We start from the raw sequence: 22410 nt of genomic DNA on the forward strand, positions 1-22410 counted from the left end.
TTTGGCTCATGTGTGCCGAGCGCGGACCGGAGAACGATGGGATGATCAGCGATGGGGAGCGCTGCCCATGACCTGACGCACTGTGGTGGTGAGCGCCGTGTCTGTCGACGAGGACCAGCTCGAATCGGCCGAACAGTACACAGATCCGCTCGGGGACCCCTACCTACGCACGCGCTTCACCTTGCCGTCGCGGCCTGTCACCTTCCTGGCGCGACCGCGGCTCAAAGAGCGTCTGGACCACTCGCCGCCGACTCCCTTGACCATGGTCAACGGAGCGGCCGGCGCCGGGAAGACGCTGCTGCTCGCCGACTGGGCCGCCGGCCAGGCACGGCCGGTGGCCTGGCTCACCATGGAGGCGGAGGAGAAACGGCCCGGTATGTTCTGGGCGTACTTCCTCCAGGCCCTGCGCACCAGCGGCAGACACCTCTCGGACCGCATCGAGGATCCCGCCGACGCACACCACGTGGACCGCAGGCTGCTGTCGGCGATCGCCGAGGACCTCGCCACCGCCGACCCGCCCGTCACCGTCGTCCTCGACGAGTACGAGCGCGTGACGGAACCGGACGTCGCCGAGCAGCTGGAGTTCGTGCTGCAGCACGCCGGGCGGGGGCTGCGGCTGATCCTCGTCACCCGTACCGAACCGCTGCTCTCGCTGCACCGGTACCGGGCGGCCGGCGAACTGACGGAGATCCGCGCCGCCGAGCTGGCCTTCACCCCCGAGGAGACGGTGGCGCTGCTCCGGCTGCACGGTCTGCGGCTGTCCGTGCCGGCGGCGCGGGCTCTCGTGGACCGCACCCGGGGCTGGGCCGCGGGACTGCGGCTGTGCGCGCTCGCCGCGCAGGAGAGCCAGGACCCGGAGCTCTATCTCAAGGAGTTCGAGGCGGACCGCAGCACCATCGCCGACTTCCTGCTGGCCGAGGTGCTCAAACGGCAGCCGGAGGCCACACAGGACCTTCTGCTGCGGATCAGCGTCCTGGACCGCTTCAATCCGGATCTGGCCAACACGTTGACCGGGCGCGCCGACTCCGCGCGCATCCTCGCCGACCTGCACCGGGAGAACGCCTTCGTCGAGCAGCTCGGCCACTCCTGGTACCGGCTGCACCCGCTGTTCGGGGAGATACTCCGCGCCCACCTGTGCGTGCGCCGCCCCGGCCTGGCGCCCGAGCTGCACCGGCGGGCCGCCCGGTGGCTGCGGCAGGCGGGATCGCTGCCCGAGGCCCTCGCCCACGGGGCCGCGGCGGGCGACTGGGACTTCACCGCCGCCGCCCTCGTCGACGACCTGGCCATCGGCCGGTTCTTCACCGGACTGCGCTCCGACGACCTGGCCGAGCTGTTCTCCGGGATGGGGCCCGAGACCACCAGCCCCGCCACCGAACTCGTACGGGCGGCCCGCGACCTCTCGCACGGCGACTTCCGGCACGGCAGCGCCCATCTGCGCCAGGCACGCGCCCGGCTGGACGGCGTCACCGGTGATCCGGCGGCCGCACGGCTGAGCTGTGCACTGCTGGAGGCCCTGGCGGCCCGGCTGACCGGCTCCCCCACCCGCGCGGAGCTGGCCGCCGAGTCCGCCGACGAGGTGCGGCAGGACGTGGCCCCCGATCTGCTGCTCAAGCACCCGGAGCTGCCCGCGCTCCTGCTCACCCACCTGGGCTCCACGCGCCTGTGGGCCGGGCGTTTCGAGGAGGCACGAGCCGCACTGGCCAAGGCGGCCGACGCACCCGACAGCGCCTCGACCGTGCTCGCCCGCAAGGAGTCCCTGGGGCACCTCGCGCTGATCGACTACCTGGACGGCTGGCTCGGCAGGGCGGAGCACAAGGCGCTGGAGGCGGTCGCCGAGGCGGAGCGGTTCGACCCGTCCCCGCCGGCCGGCTCCGGGATCGAGCAGGTGGTACTGGCGGGCGTCGCCGTCGACCGCAACGAACTGGGCCGGGCCAAGACCCTCCTGGACGAGGCGGCCGAGCACTCCGCCGCCCCGCACGATCCGGTCACGGCCGCCGGCCGGGCCATCGTCAGCGCCCGGCTCCAGCTGGCCCGCGGCGACGCCCGCGCGGCCGTCGAGGCGGCCGACCCGGACGTCTTCGCCGTCGTGGCCTCGCCGTGGGCCGAGAGCCACGAGAAGCTGGTGACGTCGGCGGCCCGCCTGGCCGAAGGGCGGGCCGGGGAGGCCACCGAGATCCTGCGGAAGCTGGGAGACGACCAGCCGTCGTGGGCCACCGAGGCCGCTCGCATCCAGTGCGCAGCCGGCAACGTGGAGGAGGCCATCGACCTCCTCGACAGCGTCCGCGCCGACGGCCGGACCGGCCCGGCGGTGACCGTCCGGGCGACGCTGGTCAAGGCCATGGCCGCGGACGCCGCCGGTGACACCGCCACCGCCCGCAGGCTCGTCGCGCAGGCCCTCCTCGACGCCCGGCGCGAGCGGCTGCGGCGGCCGTTCCTCGACGCCGGGCGGTGGATCCGGCCGCTGCTGGTCACGGCGCCGCTGGACCGGCTGGCGGCGGGCTGGCTCACCGCCGGTCACCCGGCCGGCGAGGACCCGGCCGGGCCCGGGACGCCGCCCGCGCCGATCGTCGTGGAGGAGCTGAGCGCACGCGAGCGCGACGTCCTGCGGCGACTGGCGCAGATGATGTCGACGCAGGAGATCGCCGCGGACATGTACGTGTCGGTGAACACCGTCAAGACGCACCTGAAGAGCCTGTACCGGAAGCTGGCGGTGAACCGGCGCGGCGCCGCGGTGCGGCGCGCCCGGGACATGGGACTGCTGTGAGCGGACCCCGGCTCGCCCGCGACGGGTGAGGCGCCCGGTGCCCCGCTTCCGGTGCGATGGGACCGGCGCCCGACCCGGCGCCGCTCCGGCCCGACTCGGCGAGGTGGGCACAGTGAAACGCTGGCGCGCTCTGATCGTGCTGGGGACGGCCCAGTTCCTGATGGTCCTGGACACCTCGGTGATGAACGTCTCGATCAGCCAGCTGGTCAAGGACTTCGACACCGAGGTCACCACCATCCAGGCCGTGATCACGCTGTACGCGCTGGTCATGGCCGCATTCATGATCATCGGGGGCAGGCTGGGCGACATCCTGGGACGCCGGCGCGTCTTCTTCCTGGGACTGGTCGTGTACGGCACCGGGTCCGCCCTGACCGCCGTGGCGCCCTCGGTGTGGGTCCTGGCGCTGGGCTGGTCGGTCATCGAGGGGATCGGTGCGGCCATGGTGCTGCCGGCCATGGCGGCCCTGGTCGCCGAGTCCTACCGCGGGCCGGACCGCGCGGTCGCCTACGGCGTGATCGGCGGACTCGCCGGCGCCGGCATCGCGGTCGGCCCGCTGCTGGGCGGCTGGGTGACGACGTACCTGACCTGGCGGCTGGTCTTCGCGGGCGAGGTCGTGGTCGTGCTGGCCATGCTGCTGTGCCGGCGGATGATCACCGAGGTCGCGCGGACGGCCCGGCGTCCCGGGCTCGACGGGGTCGGGGCCGTGCTGTCGGCGTCCGGGCTGGCGCTGGGCGTGCTCGGCGTGCTGCAGAGCAGCACCTGGGGCTGGGTGTCGCCCCGCAACCCTCCCTTCACCGTCTTCGGCTTCTCCCCCACCCTCTTCGTCGTCGGCGCCGGCGTCCTCGTCCTGGCGGGCTTCGCCCACTGGGAGCGGCACCGCGAGGCCACGGGTGCCGACCCGCTCGTCCATCTGCCCCTGCTGCGCAGGCCCGCCCTGCGCTCCGGCCTGCTGGCCCTGCTGGGCCAGAACCTGATCCTGCTCGGGCTGTTCTTCGTCATCCCCCTGTACCTGCAGGTGGTGCAGGGCTTCGACGCGTTCCAGACGGGCCTGAGGCTGCTTCCGGTCTCGGTCACGATGCTCGTGGCCTCCGTGCTCGCCTCCAAGCTGGGCCGGGCGGCCGGTCCGCGCCGGGTCGTCCGGCTGGCCCTGGTCGTCCTCGCGGGGGCCGTCGTATGGCTGCTGGCGACCATCGACCCGGTCATCGACGACCTGCAGTTCGCCGGCGCCATGGCCCTGGTCGGGGTCGGCACCGGCCTGCTGGCCTCGCAGCTGGGCAACGTCGTCCAGTCGACCGCCGGCGAGGAGGAACGCAGTGAGGTCGGCGGCCTGCAGTTCACGGCCCAGAACCTGGGCTCCGCGCTCGGCACGGCACTCATCGGCTCGATCCTCCTGGGCGCGCTCGCCGCCGCCTTCACCGCGCAGGTGGAGGACGATCCGCGGCTGTCGGACCAGGCCCGCAAACAGACCGGCATCGCCCTGGAGTCGGGGATCTCCTTCGTCACCACGGACCAGGTGCGCTCGGCGGCCGAAAACGCCGGGCTCCCGCCGTCCGAGGTCGAGGCCGTCGCCGACTCCTATGCGTCGGCGCAGCTCAACGGCCTGAAGGCGGCGATCCTCGCCACCGGCGGGGTCACGGTGGCGACCTTCCTCGTCACCTCGAACCTGCCGGCCGGCACGGGCCGGACCAGACGACGGGAGACCGGCACACCGACCGGGGCCGTCGGCTCACCTCGCTGAGCCGCACGTGCACCACCCGCCCCGCCGACCCGGAAGTGGACTGCGATGACCCGAACCGATCGCGGCGCGGCCCGCGCGGACGCCGCCCGGCAGACCGCCCACACGGACTACACCGGGGGCGTCTACGGCTCCATGCTCGCCACCTCCGTGGTCATCGGCGCCGGCGCGCTCGGCTCCTCCCCGCGGCTGGAACTCGTCCTGCTGTTGCTGCTCACCGGCCTGGTCTTCTGGATCGCGCACGTGCACGCCCAGCTGTTCGGGGCACGGCTGGCGCAGCGCCCCCTCGACCGGCACGCGGTGCTGCACGCCTGCCGCGACGAGTGGCCGATCGTCAAGGCCGCCGTCCCCCCGGCCGCCGCCGTGGCCGTCAGTCCCCTGCTGGGGCTGGACGTGCCGGGAACCCTATGGTTCGCGCTGTGCGTCGCCGTCGCCGGTCAGGTGGGGTGGTCGATGGCCGCGGCGCGGAGGTCCGGCGCCTCGTGGCGCCTGGTGGTGGCCACGGCGGCGGTCAACCTCCTCCTCGGCCTGCTGATCGTCTCCTTCAAGTTCGTCGTGACGCATTGACCGTCCCGAAGCATCTCCGGGGGCCCGGCGCATCGATCCGCCGAAGCGGCCACGGATCACCTCTGCCGGGTGAGGTCCCGCACGCCGCAGGGACGGACCATCGCGGTACGGGGCGCAGACCGCCTTACCAGGCCGCTCGCGGGAGCAAAGCCCATGCGCTACGAGATCCGAGTCGACGGACACATGTCGGAGACGCTGGCCAAGGCCTTCCCTGAGCTGGACCACGTGGTGATGTCGGGGCAGACGGTCCTGTTCGGATCGGTCATCGACGAGGCCCAGCTGTTCGGGCTGCTGGCACGCTGCCAGTCGCTGGGCCTGCACGTGCTGGAGATGCGCCAGGTGCCGGAGTGAGCCGGACGTCCGCTCACAGGTTCTGGGCGCTGACCCGGCCGGAGCGGACCGCGGCCCCGAGCGCCTCGAAGTCCTTCTCGTTGCGGTCGGCGTAGGCCTGGGCGAACTCGGTGAGCGCGCGGTCGAACCGGTCGCTGCCGCCCAGGTAGGCGGCGATGGCGATCGGATCACCGGAGCGGGCGTGGGCCCGGGCCAGACTGGCGCCGCACACCTGGGCGAAGAGGTTCAGCGCATCCGGCCCCATGGTCTCGGGGCGCGCGATGCCCTTCCAGTCGCGCAGCTGCCGTACGTAGAAGTCGCGGTCCCGGCCGTCCAGGCCCACCACGTGCGTCCAGCCCAGGAAGATGTCGCTGGTCGTCTGGATGAGGCGCTGCCCGGTCACCACCCGGCGGCCCTGGTTGTCGAAGCCGGTCCCGCCGGTGTGGGCCGCCAGCACCGACTCCTGGGCCTCCTTGGCCTGCAGCAGCAGCGGGTCGTCGTCGTCCCGGCCGAGCATCAGCAGGATCCAGCAGCGGGTGCCGACGCTGCCGACGCCCACCACCTTCCGGGCCATGTCGACGAGGTGGTAGTGGCGCAGCAGATGCCTGCGCTCCGACGGGAGGGTGCGCGCGTAGTCCTCCACCACGCCCCGCAGCACCTTCTCCTCCTCGTCCCCGGCCGATCCGGCCAGCAGGTCCCTGAGGGGGGTGATCAGCGGCGGGTCGGGGGTGATCCGGCGGCCCTCGGCCGTGTCCCGGGTCAGCTTCTCGAACGCCTGCATGTGGGTGCGGGTGCGGGCCTGCGCCGCGGCGCGTTCGGTACGGCGCCTGACGTCCTTGTCCATCGACGACGCCAGCAGCCTGCGCAGGCTCTCCACGTCGTCCTGGGCGTACCAGACGTCCAGGGTGCGCATGCCGGCGAACTCCCGCATCCGGCGGCGGTAGGCCGCCACGCAGGTCAGCACGGCGCGGTTCTGCTCCTTGACGGAGAAGCCGTTCTCCCGGCTCGCCGTGACGAAGCTGGTCGTCAGCCGTTTGACGTCCCATTCGAAGGGGCCGGGGAAGGTCTCGTCGAAGTCGTTGATGTCGAAGACCAGGTGCCGCTCCGGTGAGGCGAGCAGCCGGAAGTTCAGCAGATGGGCGTCACCGCACAGCTGCACCTGCAGTCCCGAGTTCGGTGTGGGCCCCAGATCCGCGGCCATGATCGCCGCCGCGCCGCGGTAGAAGCGGAACGGCGACTCCAGCATGCGGCCGTAGCGCACGGGCACCAGCTCCGGCACGCGGGTCACGGACTGGCGCTCGATCACCTCGATCGGGTCGAAGCGGTCCGGGCCGCCGTCGTACCACCCGTGGCACGAGCGCGAGGCACGGGCCCGGGCCCGGCGGCCGACCTCCGCCCGCTCGGCCGCCGAGAGGGACGCGGTGAAGGAGTTGGGTACGGTCATGGCTCGTCCTCCTGGTCCGGTGCGCCCCGCCCGTCTGGCACCTGGTGATGTGCGCGACTTCAAGCCCATCGGCACGGCGGTGCCGGCGGATCACCCGGGGCGGGTGAACCGGCGGCCGCCGGGGCGCAGGACCCTTGCCCGGTGAGGTCCCCGCGCACCGCCCCGCCGGCGGTCCGGCGACGCTCCGCTCGATCGCGCGAGGAGGAGCCATGACCGTTCCGCTCGGTCCGAACCCGCGTACCGGACAAGCGCGCAGCCCGGACGGGGCGTTCCCCGGCAAGGGGGACGGGGCCGAGCGGGCGCTGGTGGAGCTGGGCCGTTCCTGGACCTGGATCCTGGCCTCCGCGATCGCGACGCTCGTGCCGGGTGTGCTGGTGCTGGTCTGGCCGGACGAGACGCTGCACGTCCTGGCCGTCCTCATCGGCCTGTACCTGCTGGTGCACGGGGCGTTCCGGTTCGTGGGGCTGTTCGCCGGGCAGGGGGCGGGCGAACGGCTCGCCGGGCTGCTCATGGCCGTGCTGTACGTGCTCGCCGGAGTGCTGTGCCTGCGCAACCCGCTGCAGACCGTCGCCGCTCTCTCGCTGGTCGTCGGAGTCGTCTGGCTGGTGTCCGGGATCCTCACCCTCTTCACGGCGATCACCGCCGAGGACCTGCCGCACCGGGCCTTCGTCGTGGGCGCCGCGGTGATCGGCATCCTCGCCGGTGTCGTGGTCCTGGCCCTGCCCGCCGAGTCGGCGCGCGCCCTGACCCGGCTGCTCGGCCTGTGGCTGGTCCTGCTCGGCCTGGTCGAACTGGTGCTGGCCCTCGCCTGGCGGGCGGCGCTGCGCAGGTCGGGCGTCACCGGCGGCCGGCAGCCCAGCACGGCGGCCTGAGCCGGGCGTGCGCCGGAGCCCGCGGGTCTCACCCCTACCGGGTGAAGCCGCCGGGGGCTTGCCGTGGGCACGCTGAGACACGCAGACACATGCGGCCGGGCGCCCGCCCGGAACGGAGGAGAGTCATGAGCACGTACCTCGCGTACGACTATCCGCTGCTGAGCGTCTTCTGGTCCATGCTGTGGTTCTTCCTGTGGATCATGTGGTTCGTCCTGCTGTTCCGGATCGTCGTCGACATCTTCCGTGACGACGACATGAGCGGCTGGGGCAAGGCCGGCTGGCTGGCGTTCGTCATCCTCCTGCCCTTCCTCGGCGTGTTCGTCTACGTGATCGCCCGCGGCAAGAACATGGGCCGCCGTGAGGTGGCGCAGGCAAGGGCGCAGCAGCAGGAGTTCGACTCCTACATCCGCAAGACCGCCGGAGGCGGCGGGTCCAGCAGCGTGGACGAACTCGCCCGGCTGTCCGAGATCCGCGCCCGCGGTGACATCACCGACCAGGAATTCGCCAGGGCCAAGGACATGGTGCTCAGCGGCCACGGAGCCACGTCGGGTCCCGGTGGCGGCGTCGGATCCCACCACTGAGCGCACCGGACCGATCGAAACGAGGTGTCCACGATGACCGCCACACAGCCCACGAGCACTCATGCGACGAAGCAGAACTGGGCTCAGGGACTGATGGCCTTCGCCGCCGTCATGCTGATGCTCGTCGGAATCCTCGACGTCTTCCGGGGCATCATGGCGATCGCCAAGGACGACGTCTTCGTCAACACGCCCAACTACGTCTTCCAGTTCGACCTGACCAGCTGGGGCTGGATCCACCTCGCCCTGGGCGCGGTCGCCGTGATCGTCAGCCTGGGCCTGTTCGGGACGGCCACCTGGGCGCGTGTCGCCGGTGTGGCCATCGCGGGGCTCGTCATCATCGGCAACTTCCTCTCGCTGCCGTACTACCCGGTCTGGTCGGTCGTGATGATCGCCTTCTCGGGCTTCGTCATCTGGGCGCTGTGCGTGGTCAAGCGTGAGTCCCCCGAGGCGATGTTCGACCACCCGGGGCACGACATCTGAGGTGACGGCACAGATCGGCAGGGCACGTGACGGGCGGCCCCCGTCCGTGCCCGCCGGAGGTGGTGGCAGGACATGGGACGGCACCACGACCTTGACACGCGCACGACGCGGCCCGCGGGCGCGCCCGGCGAGGCGCCCGCGGGTCGCGTCGTGCGGGCACGTGTCGCCCTGCTCGCCCTGCTGGGCAGCGTTCTCGTGCCGCTGATCGTCGCCGGACTGCGCAGCGTGCTGTGGGTGCTGGTCGGGGTGGTCGGCCTGGCCCTCGCCGCCATCGGCGTGTGGTGGACGCTGGCCCACACCGGCGTCCTGCGTGCCCTGGGGGTGCTGCTGTCGGTGGCCGCGCCGCTGACGGTGCTCGCCCTGTACGCGGCCTACGGCATGCTGTGGCCCGCGTGTCTGTCGCTGGCCCTGTGGATGGTGGCCGTCGCGGCGGCGCACACCGCGGCGGCCCCGTCGCCCGGCGTCCGCGAGGCGGAGCCGGCCGCGCCGCCCCGCCGTCCCTGGATCGTGATGAACCCCCGCTCCGGCGGCGGCAAGGTGTGCCGCTTCCACCTCGTGGAGAAGGCGCGGGAGGCGGGCGCCGAGGTGGTCCTGCTCGATGGGGGCCAGGACGTCGTGGACCTCGCGCGCCGGGCGGTGGCCGAGGGCGCCGACCTGCTCGCGGTGGCGGGCGGCGACGGCACCCAGGCCCTGGTCGCCGAGGTGGCGGCCCGGCACGACGTGCCGTTCGCCGTGATCCCGGCGGGCACCCGCAACCACTTCGCCCTCGACCTGGGCCTGGACCGGGAGGATCCCTCGGCGGCCCTGGAAGCCCTGACCGACGGTGTCGAGATCCGGGTGGACCTCGGATTCGCCGCCGACCGCGTGTTCGTCAACAACGCGTCCTTCGGGACGTACGCGTCCGTGGTCGCCGACCCCGCCTACCGGGACGCCAAGGTGCACACCGCTCTGCAGACCCTTCCCGGTCTGCTCACCGGCAAGGACGCCGCCACGCTGCGGATGCGGGCCGGCTCCGCCCGGGCCGACGGCCTGCAGGCGCTGCTGGTCAGCAACAACCCCTACCAGCGGGCGGTCGACGCCGCGCACCCGGGACGCCGGCAGCGGCTGGACTCGGGACGCCTCGGGGTACTGTGCGTCCGCGTGGACAACACGATCCAGGCGGCACGGCTGGTACGCGGCCCGCAGTCCGGGGCGGTGCTGCGGTTGAACGCCGAGGAAGTCGTCGTCGAGGCGGACACCGACACCGTCGCGGTCGGCATCGACGGAGAGTACGTGACGCTGCCTGCGCCCGTGGTGTGCCGCTCCGCGCCGGGCGCACTGCGGGTCGTACTCCCCCGCCACCGCCCGGGCGTCCCCTCCGGCGGCGGCCCGGCCGACTGGCCCCGCGTGACGAGGCTCGCCCTGGGCCGCTTCGCCCCCCACCACGGACAGCGGACGGCGGCTGCCTGACGGCTACCGCGGGTCGGCCGGTCCGCCGGTGCCCCCCGTGGCCGCCCGGAGCTCGGCCTCCACGGGGGCGAGGGCCTCGGCCGTCAGGAATCCCTCCGCGAGGGGGCGGCCGCCGGTCTCCCGGACGGCTTCGAGGAGCTTCTTCGCCCACAGGTGCTCCAGGAGCAGGAAGCCCGCCGCGGTGCCCGGCAGCAGCTCCTCCGACAGCGTCTTGAGATCGTCCGGAGTGAACCCGAACTGCTGGGTCCCGGGACCGTCCGCCCCCGACAGGGCGCTCTCCTGCGCACCGGCCGCCTGCGCGGGGCCCGGGCCCAGGCCCAGCAGGGCCGCGAGCGTCTCGCCCATGCCCTCGGACCGGTAGTCGAGCGTCTCGACGTCGCCGTCGGTCGTCTTCCGCAGGAACAGCACGTCCAGGACACGGATCTGCCCACTGCGCTCCAGCGTCGCCAGCTCCTCGAGCACACGGCCCTCGAACGTGGCGTCGGGACCGAACCCGAAGGTCACCAGCTGAACCGGCCCGAGTGTCGTCATGGCGTCGCTCCCTTCCCCTCCCGGGGTTCATCAAGCCCCACCCGGGCCCGGGCGCGCCTCACCCTCAGCAGGTGAGACCACGGCCCGGCCCGCGCCAGGGCCGTGATCCCTCAGGCGGCCGTGCCGGTCACCCCACCGACGAGTAGGCGACGACCCCGCGCAGCAGCAGGTCGACGGCCTTGCGGGCGTTCTTCGCGACCGTGGAGGACGCCTCCCCGCCGGAGACGGGAGCGGCCGCCGAGATCTGCCCGAGCACGTCGATCACCTGCTTGCACCACCGTACGAAGTCGCCGGCGGGCATCTCCGCCTCCCGCAGCACCTCGTCCAGCCCCTTGCCCGAGGCCCACATGTACGCGGCCCAGGCGAACCCGAGGTCCGGCTCCCGCTGCCCGACGCCCTCGGTCTGCGTGATCCGGAACTCCTCCTCCAGGGCGTCCAGCCGCCCCCAGATCCGCACCATCTCACCCAGCGCGGCCTTGGCCTTGCCAGACGGCAGCTTCGGCGCCATCGCGTCGTCGCCGACCCGCGCCTCGTACACCAACGCCGAGACGCAGGCGGCCAGTTCGGCGGGGTCGAGGCCCTCCCAGACCCCGGCGCGCAGACATTCGCTGGCCAGCAGGTCCAGTTCGCCGTAGAGCCGGGCGAGTCGCTTGCCGTGCTCGGTGACCTCGTCGGCCCGCAGGTAGTCCAGCTCGGTCAGCAGGGCGACGATCCGGTCGAAGGTCCGGGCGATGGTGTTCGTGCGTCCCTCGATGCGCCGCTCCAGCTGCGAGGTGTCCCGCAGCAGCCGGTGGTACCGCTCCGCCCAACGGGCGTGGTCCTCACGGTCGCTGCACCCGTGGCACGGATGCGCCCGGATCGCGGTCCGCAGGCGTGCGATCTCCCGGTCGTCGGCGGCCTGCGACCGCTTCTTGCGGGCCCGCTCCGGCGGGATGTGCCCGGCCTTGGTGCGCAGCGCGGACGCCAGGTCCCGACGCGACTGCGGCGAGCGGGGGTTGAAGGACTTGGGGATCCGCATCCGCTCCAACGCCTCGACGGGCACCGGGAAGTCGATCGACGCCAGTCGCTTGACCTGCCGCTCGGCGGTCAGCACCAGCGGCCGCGGCCCGTCGTGGTGCTCGAAGCCGCGGTGCCCGTTGGACCGCCCGGCGGGCAGCCCCGGGTCCAGCACCAGGGCCAGTCCCGCGTACTTGCCCGTCGGCACGTGGATGACGTCGCCCGGCTTGAGCTTCTCCAGCGCCACCGCGGCATCCGCGCGCCGCTGTGCCGCCCCCTGCCGGGACAGCTCCGTCTCCCGGTCCTTGAGCTCGCGGCGCAGCCGCGCGTACTCGTCGAAGTCGCCGAGGTGGCAGGTCATGGAGGCCTTGTAGCCCTCCAGCCCCTCCTCGTTGCGCTGCACCTGCCGCGAGATCCCGACGACCGACTTGTCGGCCTGGAACTGCGCGAAGGACGTCTCCAGCAGCTCGCGCGAGCGGTGCCGCCCGAACTGCTCGACGAGGTTGACCGCCATGTTGTACGACGGCTTGAAGCTGGAGCGCAGCGGATACGTACGCGTGCCCGCGAGCCCCGCCAGGTGCTCGGGGCTCATACCGCGCTGCCACAGCACGACGGCATGTCCCTCGACGTCGATGCCGCGCCGGCCGGCCCGCCCCGTCAACTGGGTGTACTCACCGGGCGTGATGTCGGCGTGCTGCTCGCCGTTCCACTTGACGAGCTTCTCCAACACCACCGAGCGGGCGGGCATGTTGATGCCGAGCGCGAGCGTCTCGGTCGCGAACACGGCCTTCACCAGGCCGCGTACGAACAGCTCCTCGACGACCTCCTTGAACGTCGGCAGCATGCCCGCGTGATGGGCCGCGATGCCGCGCTCGAGGCCTTCCAGCCACTCGTAGTAGCCCAGGACGTGGAGGTCCTCGGAGGGAATGGACGCCGTGCGCTCCTCCACGAGCGCCCGCACCCGTTCCCGGGCCTCGTCGTCGTTGAGCCGCAGTCCGGCGTACAGGCACTGCTGGACGGCCGCCTCGCAGGCGGCGCGGCTGAAGATGAAGGTGATGGCGGGCAACAGGCCCTCGGCGTCGAGCCGCTCGATGACCTCGGGCCGCCCCGGTGTCCACACCCGGGACCGCTGCCGCCGCTCCCGCTCCCGGTCGGCCTCGCGCATGGCGCGCCCGCGCCTGCGGTCCTGGTAGGATGGCCTGCTGGCCTCCATCCGGGCGAGCCGGGTGAGGTCGGGGTTGACGGCCTTCTTGCTGCCCTCGCCCTCCTCGAACAGGTCGTACATCCGCCGCCCGGCGAGCACGTGCTGGAACAGCGGCACGGGCCGGTGCTCGGAGACGATCACCTCGGTGTCGCCGCGGACGGTGTCGAGCCAGTCGCCGAACTCCTCCGCGTTGGAGACGGTCGCCGACAGGGACACCAGGGTCACGGACTCGGGAAGGTGGATGATCACCTCTTCCCACACCGCTCCCCGGAAGCGGTCGGAGAGGTAGTGCACCTCGTCCATGACCACGTATCCGAGCCCCAGGAGGGTCTGCGAGCCCGCGTACAGCATGTTCCGCAGCACCTCGGTGGTCATCACGACCACCGGCGCCTCGGAGTTGACGCTGTTGTCGCCGGTGAGCAGGCCGACCTTCGCCGCTCCGTAGCGGCGGCAGAGATCGGCGTACTTCTGGTTCGACAGCGCCTTGATGGGCGTCGTGTAGAAGCACTTCTTGCCCTGCAGCAGGGCCAGGTGGACGGCGAACTCGCCCACGATCGTCTTGCCCGAGCCGGTGGGCGCGGCGACCAGCACCCCCTTGCCCGATTCGAGTGCCTGGCAGGCCTCGATCTGGAAGGGGTCCAGGCCGAAGTCGTACATCTCGCGGAAGGAGGCGAGCGCGGTGGCCTGCTCGGCAGCGCGCCTACGGGCAGCCGCATACCGCTCGGCCGGTGAGAGGTCCTCTGTCATCGTGCTTTCGAGCGTACCGGGCCCCACTGACAACAGGACGATCATTATCCGGAACCCCGGCCGTCAAACACCGAGAGGTGCCCGGGTCCTGGAGGACTCGAACACCTCTTGTGCCGTGCGGACGCTTCGCTCAGGTCACGTCGTCGTAGCCGTTGACCCGGTCCGTGCTCGCCTGCTCGGGCAGGGCGCGGGTGGCGGAGACGACCTCCACCTCGCCGATGTCCTCGGGGGTGAGGTCGAGGTCGGAGGCCTCGTCGTCGGCGGGCCCGGCCTCCTCACGGCGGCGCTTGCGGCGGTCGTTGAAGAGCGAGAACGCGACCGCACCGAAGTACAGCACCCAGATCGGCCCGGCCAGCGCCAGCATCGACAGGGGGTCCGTGCTGGGCGTGGCGACGGCCGCGAAGACCGTGATGCCCATGATCATGCCGCGCCACCAGCCGAGCATCCGCGTGCCGCTGAGCACCCCGGTGAGGTTCAACATGATCAGCAGCAGCGGCAGCTCGAAGGAGAGGCCGAAGACGATCACCATGCGCGTGACGAGCTGCAAAAGGTCGTCGAGCGGCAGCAGGTTGCTCACGCCGTGCGGGGTGAAGTCGATGAGTACCTTCGCGGTGGTCGGCAGGACCTTGTACGCGAAGAACGCGCCCGCGAAGAAGAGCGGGGCGCCGGTGCCCACGAACGCGTAGGCGTACTTCCTCTCGTGCCGGTGCAGACCAGGCGCGACGAAGGCCCAGAGCTGGTACAGCCAGACCGGCGAGGCGAACACCACGCCGGCCATCAGGGAGACCTGAAGGGCCAGCGTGAACGGCGCGAGCAGACCGTTGATCGTGATCTGTGCGCACGGGTGAGAGCTGGACTTCGACTTCGCCAGCTGCTCGAAAGTCTCCCCGCACCCGACCGAGTCGAGGACCGGCTTGGTGAGGAAGTTGATGATGTCGTTGTAGAAGAAGGCGGCGACGATCGTCACGACGACGATGGCCAGCATGGCCTTCGCGAGCCGGTTGCGGAGCTCACGAAGGTGGTCCGCAAGGGGCATCCGCCCCTCGGGATCCTTCTCCTGCTTGCGGGCAGACTTGGGCAACCCACGTCCTCATCTCGTGCGGCAGGCCGGAGGCGTCCGGCCCTGCATCAGGCCTTGGTGGTGTCCGTCGGCTCGGTGACCGGACGCGAGCTGGTCACGTCGCCGGGGGCGGCCTGGATGGTGCGCTGGGCGGGGGGCTGCTCACCGTTGTTCGGCGGGCCGGCCGGCGTGGCCGTGCCGCTGCCCTCTTCCTTCATCGCCTTCGCCTCGCTCTTGAGGATGCGGGCGGACTTGCCGAGCGAGCGCGCCATGTCGGGAAGCTTCTTCGCGCCGAACAGCAGGATGACGACGACGAGGATGAGAATGATCTCGGGGGCGCCGAGCCTTCCGAACATAAGTCTTTACCTTCTCACCGAGGCGGCTGGGGGTGGGATGCTGTCCGACCGGTCGGACACCTGTCCGATCGATCGTGCTGGCAGCGATCGTAACGCTCAGGGGTGAACGTCAGGCAATCCCCGTGCGTACTCCCGTCCGCGGCCCGGGCCTCGTTCTCCGGTCCGCGACCATGAGCGTACCCGCCGGCGCGGGCCGGGTGACAGGCCGAAGTGACCCAAAACGCCTGCGGCGCAGGACTCACACCTTCGCCATAGCCCCACTCACAGGGAATCCACAGCGCGGGCGGTGCTCACGGCGGCCCGCTCCAGGTCCTCCGCGGCCCGGTTGATACGGCGCGCGGAGTCACTGACCTGCCGCCCCAGCCGCTGCGCCTCCAGGAACACCCGCACGGCGAACACCCCGAGCACCGCGAGACCCAGGAAACCCACAGCTACCGCGAACATCGGCCAGAACATGACGTCGAGCCTAGACCTTCCTAAGGGGTGTGCAGCCGCAGGGTCCGCACGCCGCCGCCGGTCAGCAGCTCCACGATCCGCTCCCCGGCCGGCTTGCGGACCGAGGCGCCGCAGTCGGGGCAGGTGAAGGAGTAGAAGGTGCTGCGGCTGGTGGCGCCGATGGCGAGCCGCAGGGCGCCCGCGGCGAGCTCGAAGCTGCTCCGGCAGTCCGGGCAGCCCGCCCTGAACGTCACCGCCGACACGCTTCTCATCCCGGCGAAGGCCGCTGCCACCGACATGCCCCGCACCTCAGACACCGACGACTCGCTCAAAGCTCCTGCTCCCCTTCCTGTGGTCGAACGCCTCCGGGGCGATACGGCCGCTGCCGCAACGGCGGCCGGGCTCACCCGTCGGCCCCCCGCGCGCCCGCGTCCCCCGGACACCGGCGCGTCCCCTCGGGGTCACTCCCGGCTGTCGTGCGCCGCCCCCACACCGTCGTACGCCAGCAGCGCCTCGCGGGCCGCGTGACGGGCGCTGTCCGCGAGGTCGGGCGGCGACACGATCCGGCCGTCGCGCCCGAGCCGCAGGGCCAGCCGCCGCAGCGAAGTCGGATCGGGGGTCCGCAGAGTGATACGCAGCCCGCCGTCCGCAAGCTCATCCGCGCTGTCGTGCGGGTAGTACTCGGCGACCCAGCGGCCGCCCGGACCGACCTCGATGACGACCTCCGGGTCCTCGGCGGCCGGCTGCACCAGCGCCTCGGACAGGTCCCGCAGCTCCATCTCGGGCGGCGCGGACGGCTCGTCGAGGATCTTGATCTCGGCGACCCGGTCCAGCCGGAAGGTGCGGCGCGCCTCGGAGCGCCGACACCACGCCTCGACGTAGGTGTGCCCGACGCTGACCAGGCGGATCGGGTCGATCTCCCGCTCGGTGACCTCGTCGCGGGCCGGCGAGTAGTAGCGGATCCACAGCCGGCGCCGCTCGGAGATGGCCCGGTCGACGTCGGCGAAGACCCCGCCCTCCGACTCGAAGGTCACCGACAGCCGGGAGCTGGCGCCGGCCGCCTCGCCCGCCGCCGTCTCCACCTTGGCGGTGGCCCGCAGCAGGGCCTGCCGGTCGCCCTCGCGCAGCCCGGGCAGTGTGGCCACCGCACGGGCCGCCACCAGCAGCGCGGTCGCCTCGTCGGCGGCCAGCCGCAGCGGCTCGGCGACGTCGTCGGGGTTGTGCCACCAGATGCGCTCGCCGTCGGTGTCGATGTCGAGCAGATCGCCGCCCCGGAAGCTGGTGCCGCACATGGGCAGCACGTCGAGGTCGGACACCAGCTCGTCCTCGCTGATGCCGAAGGCGCGCGCGACGTCCTCGACCCGGGCTCCGGGGCGCTCCTTGAGGTACGTCACCAGGGAGAGCATCCGCCGGGTCTGGTCGATGGCGTTCACGGGCCTGACCGGTTTGCCTGCCACTGCTTCGCTCCGCTCCCCCTCAGCCCTTGGCCACGGCGCGCAGCCGGTCCACCACGTCCGCGCGCAGCTCCGCCGGCTCCAGCACCACCACGTCCGGCCCGAACTCCACCAGCCAGGCATCCAGCCCGTGCCCGTACGGAATCTCCAACTCGTCCCACCCGTCGCCGAGTTCCCGCACCGAGGTGGCTTTCGCCCGAAGGGGGTACCCCGCGCCCGAGCGCAGCCGGATCAGCGCGGAACGGTCGGCGGTCTCCCCCGCCCAGCTCGCGACCGTCTCACGGACGGTGACGACGTCGGGGATCTCGGCGGTGAACCGGCCGCCACGGCTGCGGACCTTGCCGGTGATCCGCGACAGCCTGAACACCCGCTCGGCACCCCGGTCGCGGTCGAAACCGGCCAGGTACCAGTGGCCGCGCCAGCACTCCAGCGCCCACGGCTCCACATGCCGGGGCTCGGGGCGGGCGGCGTTGGCCTTGCGGTAGTCGAAGACGACGGGACGGCGGTCGCGGCAGGCCAGCATCAACGGCTCGAACGCGGCCTCGTGCACCGGGATGCGCGGCTCCAGGGCGCCATGGGCCTCGTACGGGTCGAAGTCCTCGGGCAGCCCGGCCGCGCGCAGCTTCTGCAGGGCGCCGCTGGCCGCACCGGCGAGCCGGGCCTGCTGCCAGACCTTGGCGGCCAGGCCCAGCGCGGCGGCCTCCTCGGCGTCCAGGGTGACGGGGGGCAGGCGGTTGCTGTCACGGCGGGCCAGGTAGCCGACCTCGCCGTCGAGGTTCTCCACCGTCTCGATGACCAGGCCCAGTTCGCGCAGATCGTCCTTGTCGCGCTCGAACATCCGGCTGAAGGCGTCCTCCGAGCTGGCCTCCAGGTACGCCTCGATGGACTCACGCAGCTCGCGCTTGCTGAGCGGCCGCCGCGTCCCGAGCAGACACAGCGCCAGGTTCATCAGCCGCTCGGCCTTGGCAATGGCCATCGACGCCCTTCGCCTCCCTATGGTCCTTGACGACGTTGACCGTACCGCCCCGAAGTGGCGCGGCAAAAGCCGAGGGCCCATGCCCGGGCAGGCATGGACCCCAGGTGATCGGGTCCGGTCGGTCGCCGCACGACGACCGGACCGTGAACCGATCCCGTACGCCCGCGACCGAACGCGGTACGACGATCAGACGCCGAGCAGGTCGACCACGAAGATCAGCGTCTCGCCCGGCTTGATCGCCGGGGTCGGGCTCTGGTTGCCGTAGGCGAGGTGGGCCGGGATGGTCAGCTGGCGGCGGCCGCCGACCTTCATGCCCTGCACACCCTGGTCCCAGCCCTTGATGACGCGGCCGCCGCCCAGCGGGAAGCGGAACGGGGTGCCGCGGTTCCAGCTGGCGTCGAACTCCTCACCGGTGCTGAAGGCCACGCCCACGTAGTGGACGGTGACGGTCTGCCCGGCCTGCGCAACGGCGCCGTCGCCCTCCCAGATGTCCTTGATCTCGAGGTCCGCCGGGGGCTCGCCGCCCGGGAAGTCGATCTCGGGCTTCTCGATGCTCACGTCTTTCAGCTCCTGCTTGTCGGAAAGGCAACACGCACAGTCTTACACCTCAAGGCGCTACATCTTCGCGAGGATGTCGACCGAGAAGACCAGCACCGAGTCCTTCTTGATGCCGCTGTTGGGCGGCGGGTTGTCGCCGTAACCCAGCTTCGGCGGCACCACGATCAGGACACGGCTGCCCACCTTCTTGCCGGTCAGGCCCTGCGCCCAGCCCTTGACGACCTGCTGCAGCGAGAACGACATCAGCGCCTTGCGGCCGTACGTCGAGTCGAACTCCTTGCCGCCGTCCCACAGCACGCCCTTGTACTGCACCAGGACGCTGCTGTCGGCCTTTACCTCCTCGCCGTCGCCCTCGATGACGTACTTCGACACCAGCGTGGTCGGCGCGGCACCCTTGGGCACATCGATCGAGGGCGCCTTGCCGTCGGTGTTGGTGCCGACCTTGGGCAGTTTCGCGTCGCTCTGCGCGACGTTCGTGCCCTTCGCCGAGCTCGACGCGTTGAACGTGTTCTGGATGTCGGCGACGAACACCAGCGTGTCGGTGCCCTTGATGCCCGCCTGCGCATTGCCCGACGTGCCGTACCCCCAGGTCGGCGGGACCGAGAACATGACGCGGCTGCCGACCTTCTTACCGGCCAGGGCATAGCGCCAGCCGTCGATGATGCTGCCCTGCGCCAGCTGGATGAGCAGCGGGGACTTGCGGTCGTAGGAGTTGTCGAAGACCTTCGCCGTGTTCCAGATCTGGCCGAGGTAGTGGGCCTGGATGAAGTCGTTCTCCGCGACGGTCTTGCCGCTGCCCGCGATGAGCGTCTTCACCGCGAGCTGCTTCGACGGATCGCCGCTGCCCTTCGCCACGGTCGGCTTCTCGCCGAACTTCGTGCCCGCGGTGACCGCCGGCAGCGGACCGTCGACGATCTTCGGCGGCGGCGCGGCGGACGTGGCCGAGGCGGAGGGCGACGCGCTGTCGCTGGCCTTGGCCGAGTCGGACTTGCCGCCGTCGCCGCACGCGGCGAGCGTGGCGAATCCGGCGGGCACGGCGATGAGTAGGGAGCGTCGGCGCACGGTGGGGGCCTCAATCGGTCGATCTTGTGGACTGGCGTGCGCGCAACTCTACGGCGTGAGAAGGGCGCCGCACTGAAAACGTACGGCGCCCGCGTTGCGTTCCGGTCTTTCACCGGAACAGGTACCTCACATCGCTCACATTCCCGCGATCAGCTTCTCCACCCGGTCGTCCACCGAACGGAACGGGTCCTTGCACAACACCGTGCGCTGCGCCTGGTCGTTGAGCTTGAGATGCACCCAGTCGACCGTGAAGTCCCGGCGCTGCTCCTGGGCCCTGCGGATGAAGTCGCCGCGCAGCCGGGCCCGAGTGGTCTGCGGAGGCACGGACTTGCCCTCGAAGATCTTCAAGTCGTTGCAGATACGGGCCGCTTGGCCCTTCTTCTCGAGCAGGTAGTACAGGCCACGACGGCGGTGGATGTCGTGGTAGGCGAGGTCTATCTGCGCGACCCTCGGGTGGGACATGGTCATGTTGTGCTTGGCCCGGTACCGCTCGATGAGCTTGTACTTCATCACCCAGTCGATCTCGGTGCCGATACGGTCCAGGTCCTCGGACTCGATCGAGTCCAGCGTGCGGCCCCACAGCTCCAGGACCTGCTCGACGGTGCCGGTGCGGATACCGCGGCGCTCGCAGAAGTCCACGGCCTTCTCGTAGTACTCGCGCTGCACCTCCAGCGCGGAGGCCTCCCGGCCGCTGGCCAGGCGCACCTTGCGCCGGCCGGTGATGTCGTGACTGACCTCACGGATCGCCCGGATCGGGTTCTCCAGGGTCAGGTCACGCATCACGGTGCCCGCCTCGATCATGCGCAGCACCAGGTCGGTCGCCCCGACCTTCAGCAACATGGTCGTCTCGGACATGTTCGAGTCGCCCACGATCACATGCAGCCGGCGATAGCGCTCGGCGTCCGCGTGCGGTTCGTCGCGGGTGTTGATGATCGGCCGGGAGCGGGTCGTCGCCGAGGAGACGCCCTCCCAGATGTGCTCGGCCCGCTGGCTGACGCAGTACACCGCACCGCGCGGCGTCTGCAGCACCTTCCCCGCCCCGCACAACAACTGGCGCGTGACCAGGAACGGGATGAGGATGTCCGCCAGCCGCGAGAACTCCCCGTGCCGGGCCACGAGATAGTTCTCATGACAACCGTAGGAGTTCCCCGCCGAGTCGGTGTTGTTCTTGAAGAGGTAGACGTCGCCCGCGATTCCCTCCTCGTGCAGGCGTCGTTCGGCGTCTACCAGAAGCCCTTCCAGAATGCGCTCGCCGGCCTTGTCGTGGGTGACCAGTTCGGTCACGTTGTCACATTCGGGTGTCGCGTATTCCGGATGTGAGCCCACGTCGAGATAGAGGCGGGCGCCGTTTCGCAGAAAGACATTGCTGCTGCGGCCCCATGACACGACACGGCGGAAGAGGTACCGCGCCACCTCGTCGGGAGACAGGCGGCGCTGTCCCCTGAACGTACATGTGACGCCGTACTCGTTCTCCAGCCCGAAAATGCGGCGGTCCATGACTGAACATTACGCCCGATCCCCTGAGCTGAAACGGGGTTCGACGGCACGGTTTGGATCATTTTCCGAACAAGCGGCAACTACCCGCGGCCCGCCGGGAGCTGCGAGGACCCGCCCGGTGGCCAGCAGGACCAGCAGCGACACACCGCCCGCCGCACCCGGGACGGCGTACCCCCACACGGCCCCGCCCGCCTCGACGACCGGACCCGCCAGGCCCGTTCCGACCGATGCCCCGACCGTGAACGTCGTCACGATCCACGAGAACGCCTCGGTGACCGTCCCCCTCGGCGCATGCCGGTCCACCAGGACGAACGCACACGCGATGACCGGCGCCAGGAACAACCCGGCGACCACCGTCAGCAACACCATCGCCACCGCACCCGGCATCAGCATCAGCGGCAGGTAACACACCGCCAGAAGCGCGACCAGCACCTGCAGTCGCCGCGCCGGCTCCCCCGTCCACCGCCGCGCCCCGTACACCGTCCCGCCGACCAGCGCGCCCAACCCGATCGCCGCCATGATCCATCCGTACACCGCATCCCCGCCGTGCTCGTCGGCATACGGCACCGACGCCACCGTGATCGACCCCAGCGCCATCCCGATGAACAGGAACGCCCCCAGCAGCGCCAGCAGCCCCGGAGAGCGCAGCGCGCCCAACCAGTGCGCCTCGCGCGGCGCCGACCGCCACCCACGCGAAGGCGGCGACACCACCACCGACAGCGCCCCGAGGACCCCGAGGACGTTCACCACCACCAGCGCCGCCCCCGCCGACCACAGCGACACGCACAGCGTCACCAGCAGCGGACCGGCCGCGAACATCACCTCCTGCGCCACGGCGTCCATCGCGTACGCCGTGTGCACCTGCTCCTCCCGGCCCAGCACATTCGGCCACAGCGCCCGCAGACCGCCCTCCAGAGGCGGCGTGAACAGCCCGGCGGCCGCCACACACACATAGGCGAGCGCGAGCGGATCGGTGCCCGTGACGGCGAAGCAGGCCATGGCGAGCGCCGAGGCGAGCGCGGCGGGCAGCTGCACACGCGGCTGCCCGTGCAGATCCACCAGCCGCCCGAGCACCGGCTGCCCGACCGCGTTGGCGACCCCGTACACCGCCGCCAGCGCGCCGGCGAGGCTGTACGTGCCGCCCTCCGCGCGGACGAACAGCACGATCGCGATGGCCGCCGTGGCATTGGGCAGCCGGCCCACCAGCGTGCCCGCCAGCAGACGCGCGGCATGCCGCGCCCTGAGGATCTCCAGGTATCCCGCGGCCATGCCCCGCCTCCAAGTTTTACGTATAACGTCGACTCCCATACGT

Annotated in this window: 21 protein-coding genes; 8 read left to right on the top strand and 13 right to left on the bottom strand. The window is 71.5% G+C overall.

Features of this window, described 5'->3' with window-relative positions; all coding sequences use genetic code 11:
- Window positions 1-82: 82 nt before the first annotated feature.
- From LN251_RS01865 to LN251_RS01880, 4 genes are all read left to right on the top strand, one after another.
- Window positions 83-2764: a LuxR C-terminal-related transcriptional regulator gene (locus tag LN251_RS01865; protein ID WP_458242788.1), complete on the top strand. Its 2682-nt coding sequence runs from the start codon at window positions 83-85 to the stop codon at window positions 2762-2764.
- A 112-nt stretch (window positions 2765-2876) separates the two neighbouring features.
- Window positions 2877-4502, top strand: coding sequence for an MFS transporter (locus LN251_RS01870; protein ID WP_458242789.1), 1626 nt, complete (start codon window positions 2877-2879; stop codon window positions 4500-4502).
- Between the two features lie 45 nt (window positions 4503-4547).
- On the top strand, window positions 4548-5066 hold the full coding sequence (locus LN251_RS01875) for a hypothetical protein (protein WP_458242790.1): 519 nt from the start codon (window positions 4548-4550) through the stop codon (window positions 5064-5066).
- Window positions 5067-5219: 153 nt separating this feature from the next.
- Window positions 5220-5417 carry a hypothetical protein gene (locus tag LN251_RS01880; RefSeq protein ID WP_458242791.1) on the top strand — a complete coding sequence of 66 codons (198 nt, stop codon included), beginning with the start codon at window positions 5220-5222 and terminating at the stop codon, window positions 5415-5417.
- A 13-nt stretch (window positions 5418-5430) separates the two neighbouring features.
- On the opposite strand, the gene LN251_RS01885 is transcribed toward LN251_RS01880, so the two are convergent.
- Window positions 5431-6840, bottom strand: coding sequence for a DUF2252 domain-containing protein (locus LN251_RS01885; RefSeq protein ID WP_458242792.1), 1410 nt, complete (start codon window positions 6838-6840; stop codon window positions 5431-5433).
- A gap of 209 nt (window positions 6841-7049) precedes the next feature.
- On the opposite strand from LN251_RS01885, the gene LN251_RS01890 reads away from it, so the two are divergent.
- The 4 genes from LN251_RS01890 (at window position 7050) to LN251_RS01905 (ending at window position 10222) form a co-directional block, all read left to right on the top strand.
- On the top strand, window positions 7050-7712 hold the full coding sequence (locus tag LN251_RS01890; RefSeq protein WP_458242793.1) for an HdeD family acid-resistance protein: 663 nt from the start codon (window positions 7050-7052) through the stop codon (window positions 7710-7712).
- Between the two features lie 125 nt (window positions 7713-7837).
- Window positions 7838-8293 carry an SHOCT domain-containing protein gene (locus LN251_RS01895; RefSeq protein WP_458242794.1) on the top strand — a complete coding sequence of 152 codons (456 nt, stop codon included), beginning with the start codon at window positions 7838-7840 and terminating at the stop codon, window positions 8291-8293.
- Window positions 8294-8326: 33 nt separating this feature from the next.
- Window positions 8327-8773, top strand: a complete 447-nt coding sequence (locus tag LN251_RS01900; protein ID WP_458242795.1) for a DUF7144 family membrane protein — start codon at window positions 8327-8329, stop codon at window positions 8771-8773.
- Between the two features lie 72 nt (window positions 8774-8845).
- On the top strand, window positions 8846-10222 hold the full coding sequence (locus tag LN251_RS01905) for a diacylglycerol/lipid kinase family protein (RefSeq protein WP_458242796.1): 1377 nt from the start codon (window positions 8846-8848) through the stop codon (window positions 10220-10222).
- 3 nt (window positions 10223-10225) lie between these two features.
- Here LN251_RS01905 and LN251_RS01910 read toward each other — a convergent pair whose 3' ends face one another.
- The 12 genes from LN251_RS01910 to LN251_RS01965 form a co-directional block, all read right to left on the bottom strand.
- Complete coding sequence (locus LN251_RS01910) at window positions 10226-10753, bottom strand: DUF1269 domain-containing protein (protein ID WP_458242797.1); 528 nt, start codon at window positions 10751-10753, stop codon at window positions 10226-10228.
- A 127-nt stretch (window positions 10754-10880) separates the two neighbouring features.
- Complete coding sequence (locus LN251_RS01915; protein WP_458242798.1) at window positions 10881-13745, bottom strand: DEAD/DEAH box helicase; 2865 nt, start codon at window positions 13743-13745, stop codon at window positions 10881-10883.
- Window positions 13746-13830: 85 nt separating this feature from the next.
- Entirely contained in the window at window positions 13831-14781 is a 951-nt protein-coding gene (gene tatC, locus LN251_RS01920) for a twin-arginine translocase subunit TatC (RefSeq protein WP_249836595.1), read from the bottom strand.
- A gap of 47 nt (window positions 14782-14828) precedes the next feature.
- Entirely contained in the window at window positions 14829-15116 is a 288-nt protein-coding gene (tatA, locus tag LN251_RS01925) for a Sec-independent protein translocase subunit TatA (RefSeq protein WP_142150769.1), read from the bottom strand.
- A 261-nt stretch (window positions 15117-15377) separates the two neighbouring features.
- A complete protein-coding gene (locus tag LN251_RS01930; RefSeq protein WP_142150771.1) occupies window positions 15378-15572 on the bottom strand; it encodes a hypothetical protein in 195 nt (64 codons plus the stop codon).
- A 20-nt stretch (window positions 15573-15592) separates the two neighbouring features.
- Window positions 15593-15883 carry a hypothetical protein gene (locus LN251_RS01935; RefSeq protein WP_383667795.1) on the bottom strand — a complete coding sequence of 97 codons (291 nt, stop codon included), beginning with the start codon at window positions 15881-15883 and terminating at the stop codon, window positions 15593-15595.
- A 129-nt stretch (window positions 15884-16012) separates the two neighbouring features.
- Window positions 16013-17008 carry a helix-turn-helix transcriptional regulator gene (locus LN251_RS01940; RefSeq protein ID WP_458242799.1) on the bottom strand — a complete coding sequence of 332 codons (996 nt, stop codon included), beginning with the start codon at window positions 17006-17008 and terminating at the stop codon, window positions 16013-16015.
- A 19-nt stretch (window positions 17009-17027) separates the two neighbouring features.
- Entirely contained in the window at window positions 17028-17981 is a 954-nt protein-coding gene (locus LN251_RS01945) for a helix-turn-helix transcriptional regulator (RefSeq protein WP_362987355.1), read from the bottom strand.
- A 186-nt stretch (window positions 17982-18167) separates the two neighbouring features.
- Complete coding sequence (locus LN251_RS01950) at window positions 18168-18539, bottom strand: FKBP-type peptidyl-prolyl cis-trans isomerase (protein WP_142150777.1); 372 nt, start codon at window positions 18537-18539, stop codon at window positions 18168-18170.
- 57 nt (window positions 18540-18596) lie between these two features.
- Entirely contained in the window at window positions 18597-19601 is a 1005-nt protein-coding gene (locus LN251_RS01955) for an FKBP-type peptidyl-prolyl cis-trans isomerase (RefSeq protein WP_458242800.1), read from the bottom strand.
- Between the two features lie 135 nt (window positions 19602-19736).
- Window positions 19737-21098: a Pup--protein ligase gene (gene pafA / locus LN251_RS01960; protein ID WP_030955459.1), complete on the bottom strand. Its 1362-nt coding sequence runs from the start codon at window positions 21096-21098 to the stop codon at window positions 19737-19739.
- Window positions 21099-21107: 9 nt separating this feature from the next.
- Window positions 21108-22367, bottom strand: coding sequence for an MFS transporter (locus tag LN251_RS01965; RefSeq protein WP_458242801.1), 1260 nt, complete (start codon window positions 22365-22367; stop codon window positions 21108-21110).
- Between the last annotated feature and the right edge of the window lie 43 nt (window positions 22368-22410).

The organism is Streptomyces sp. MAI_2237 (genome assembly GCF_054189285.1).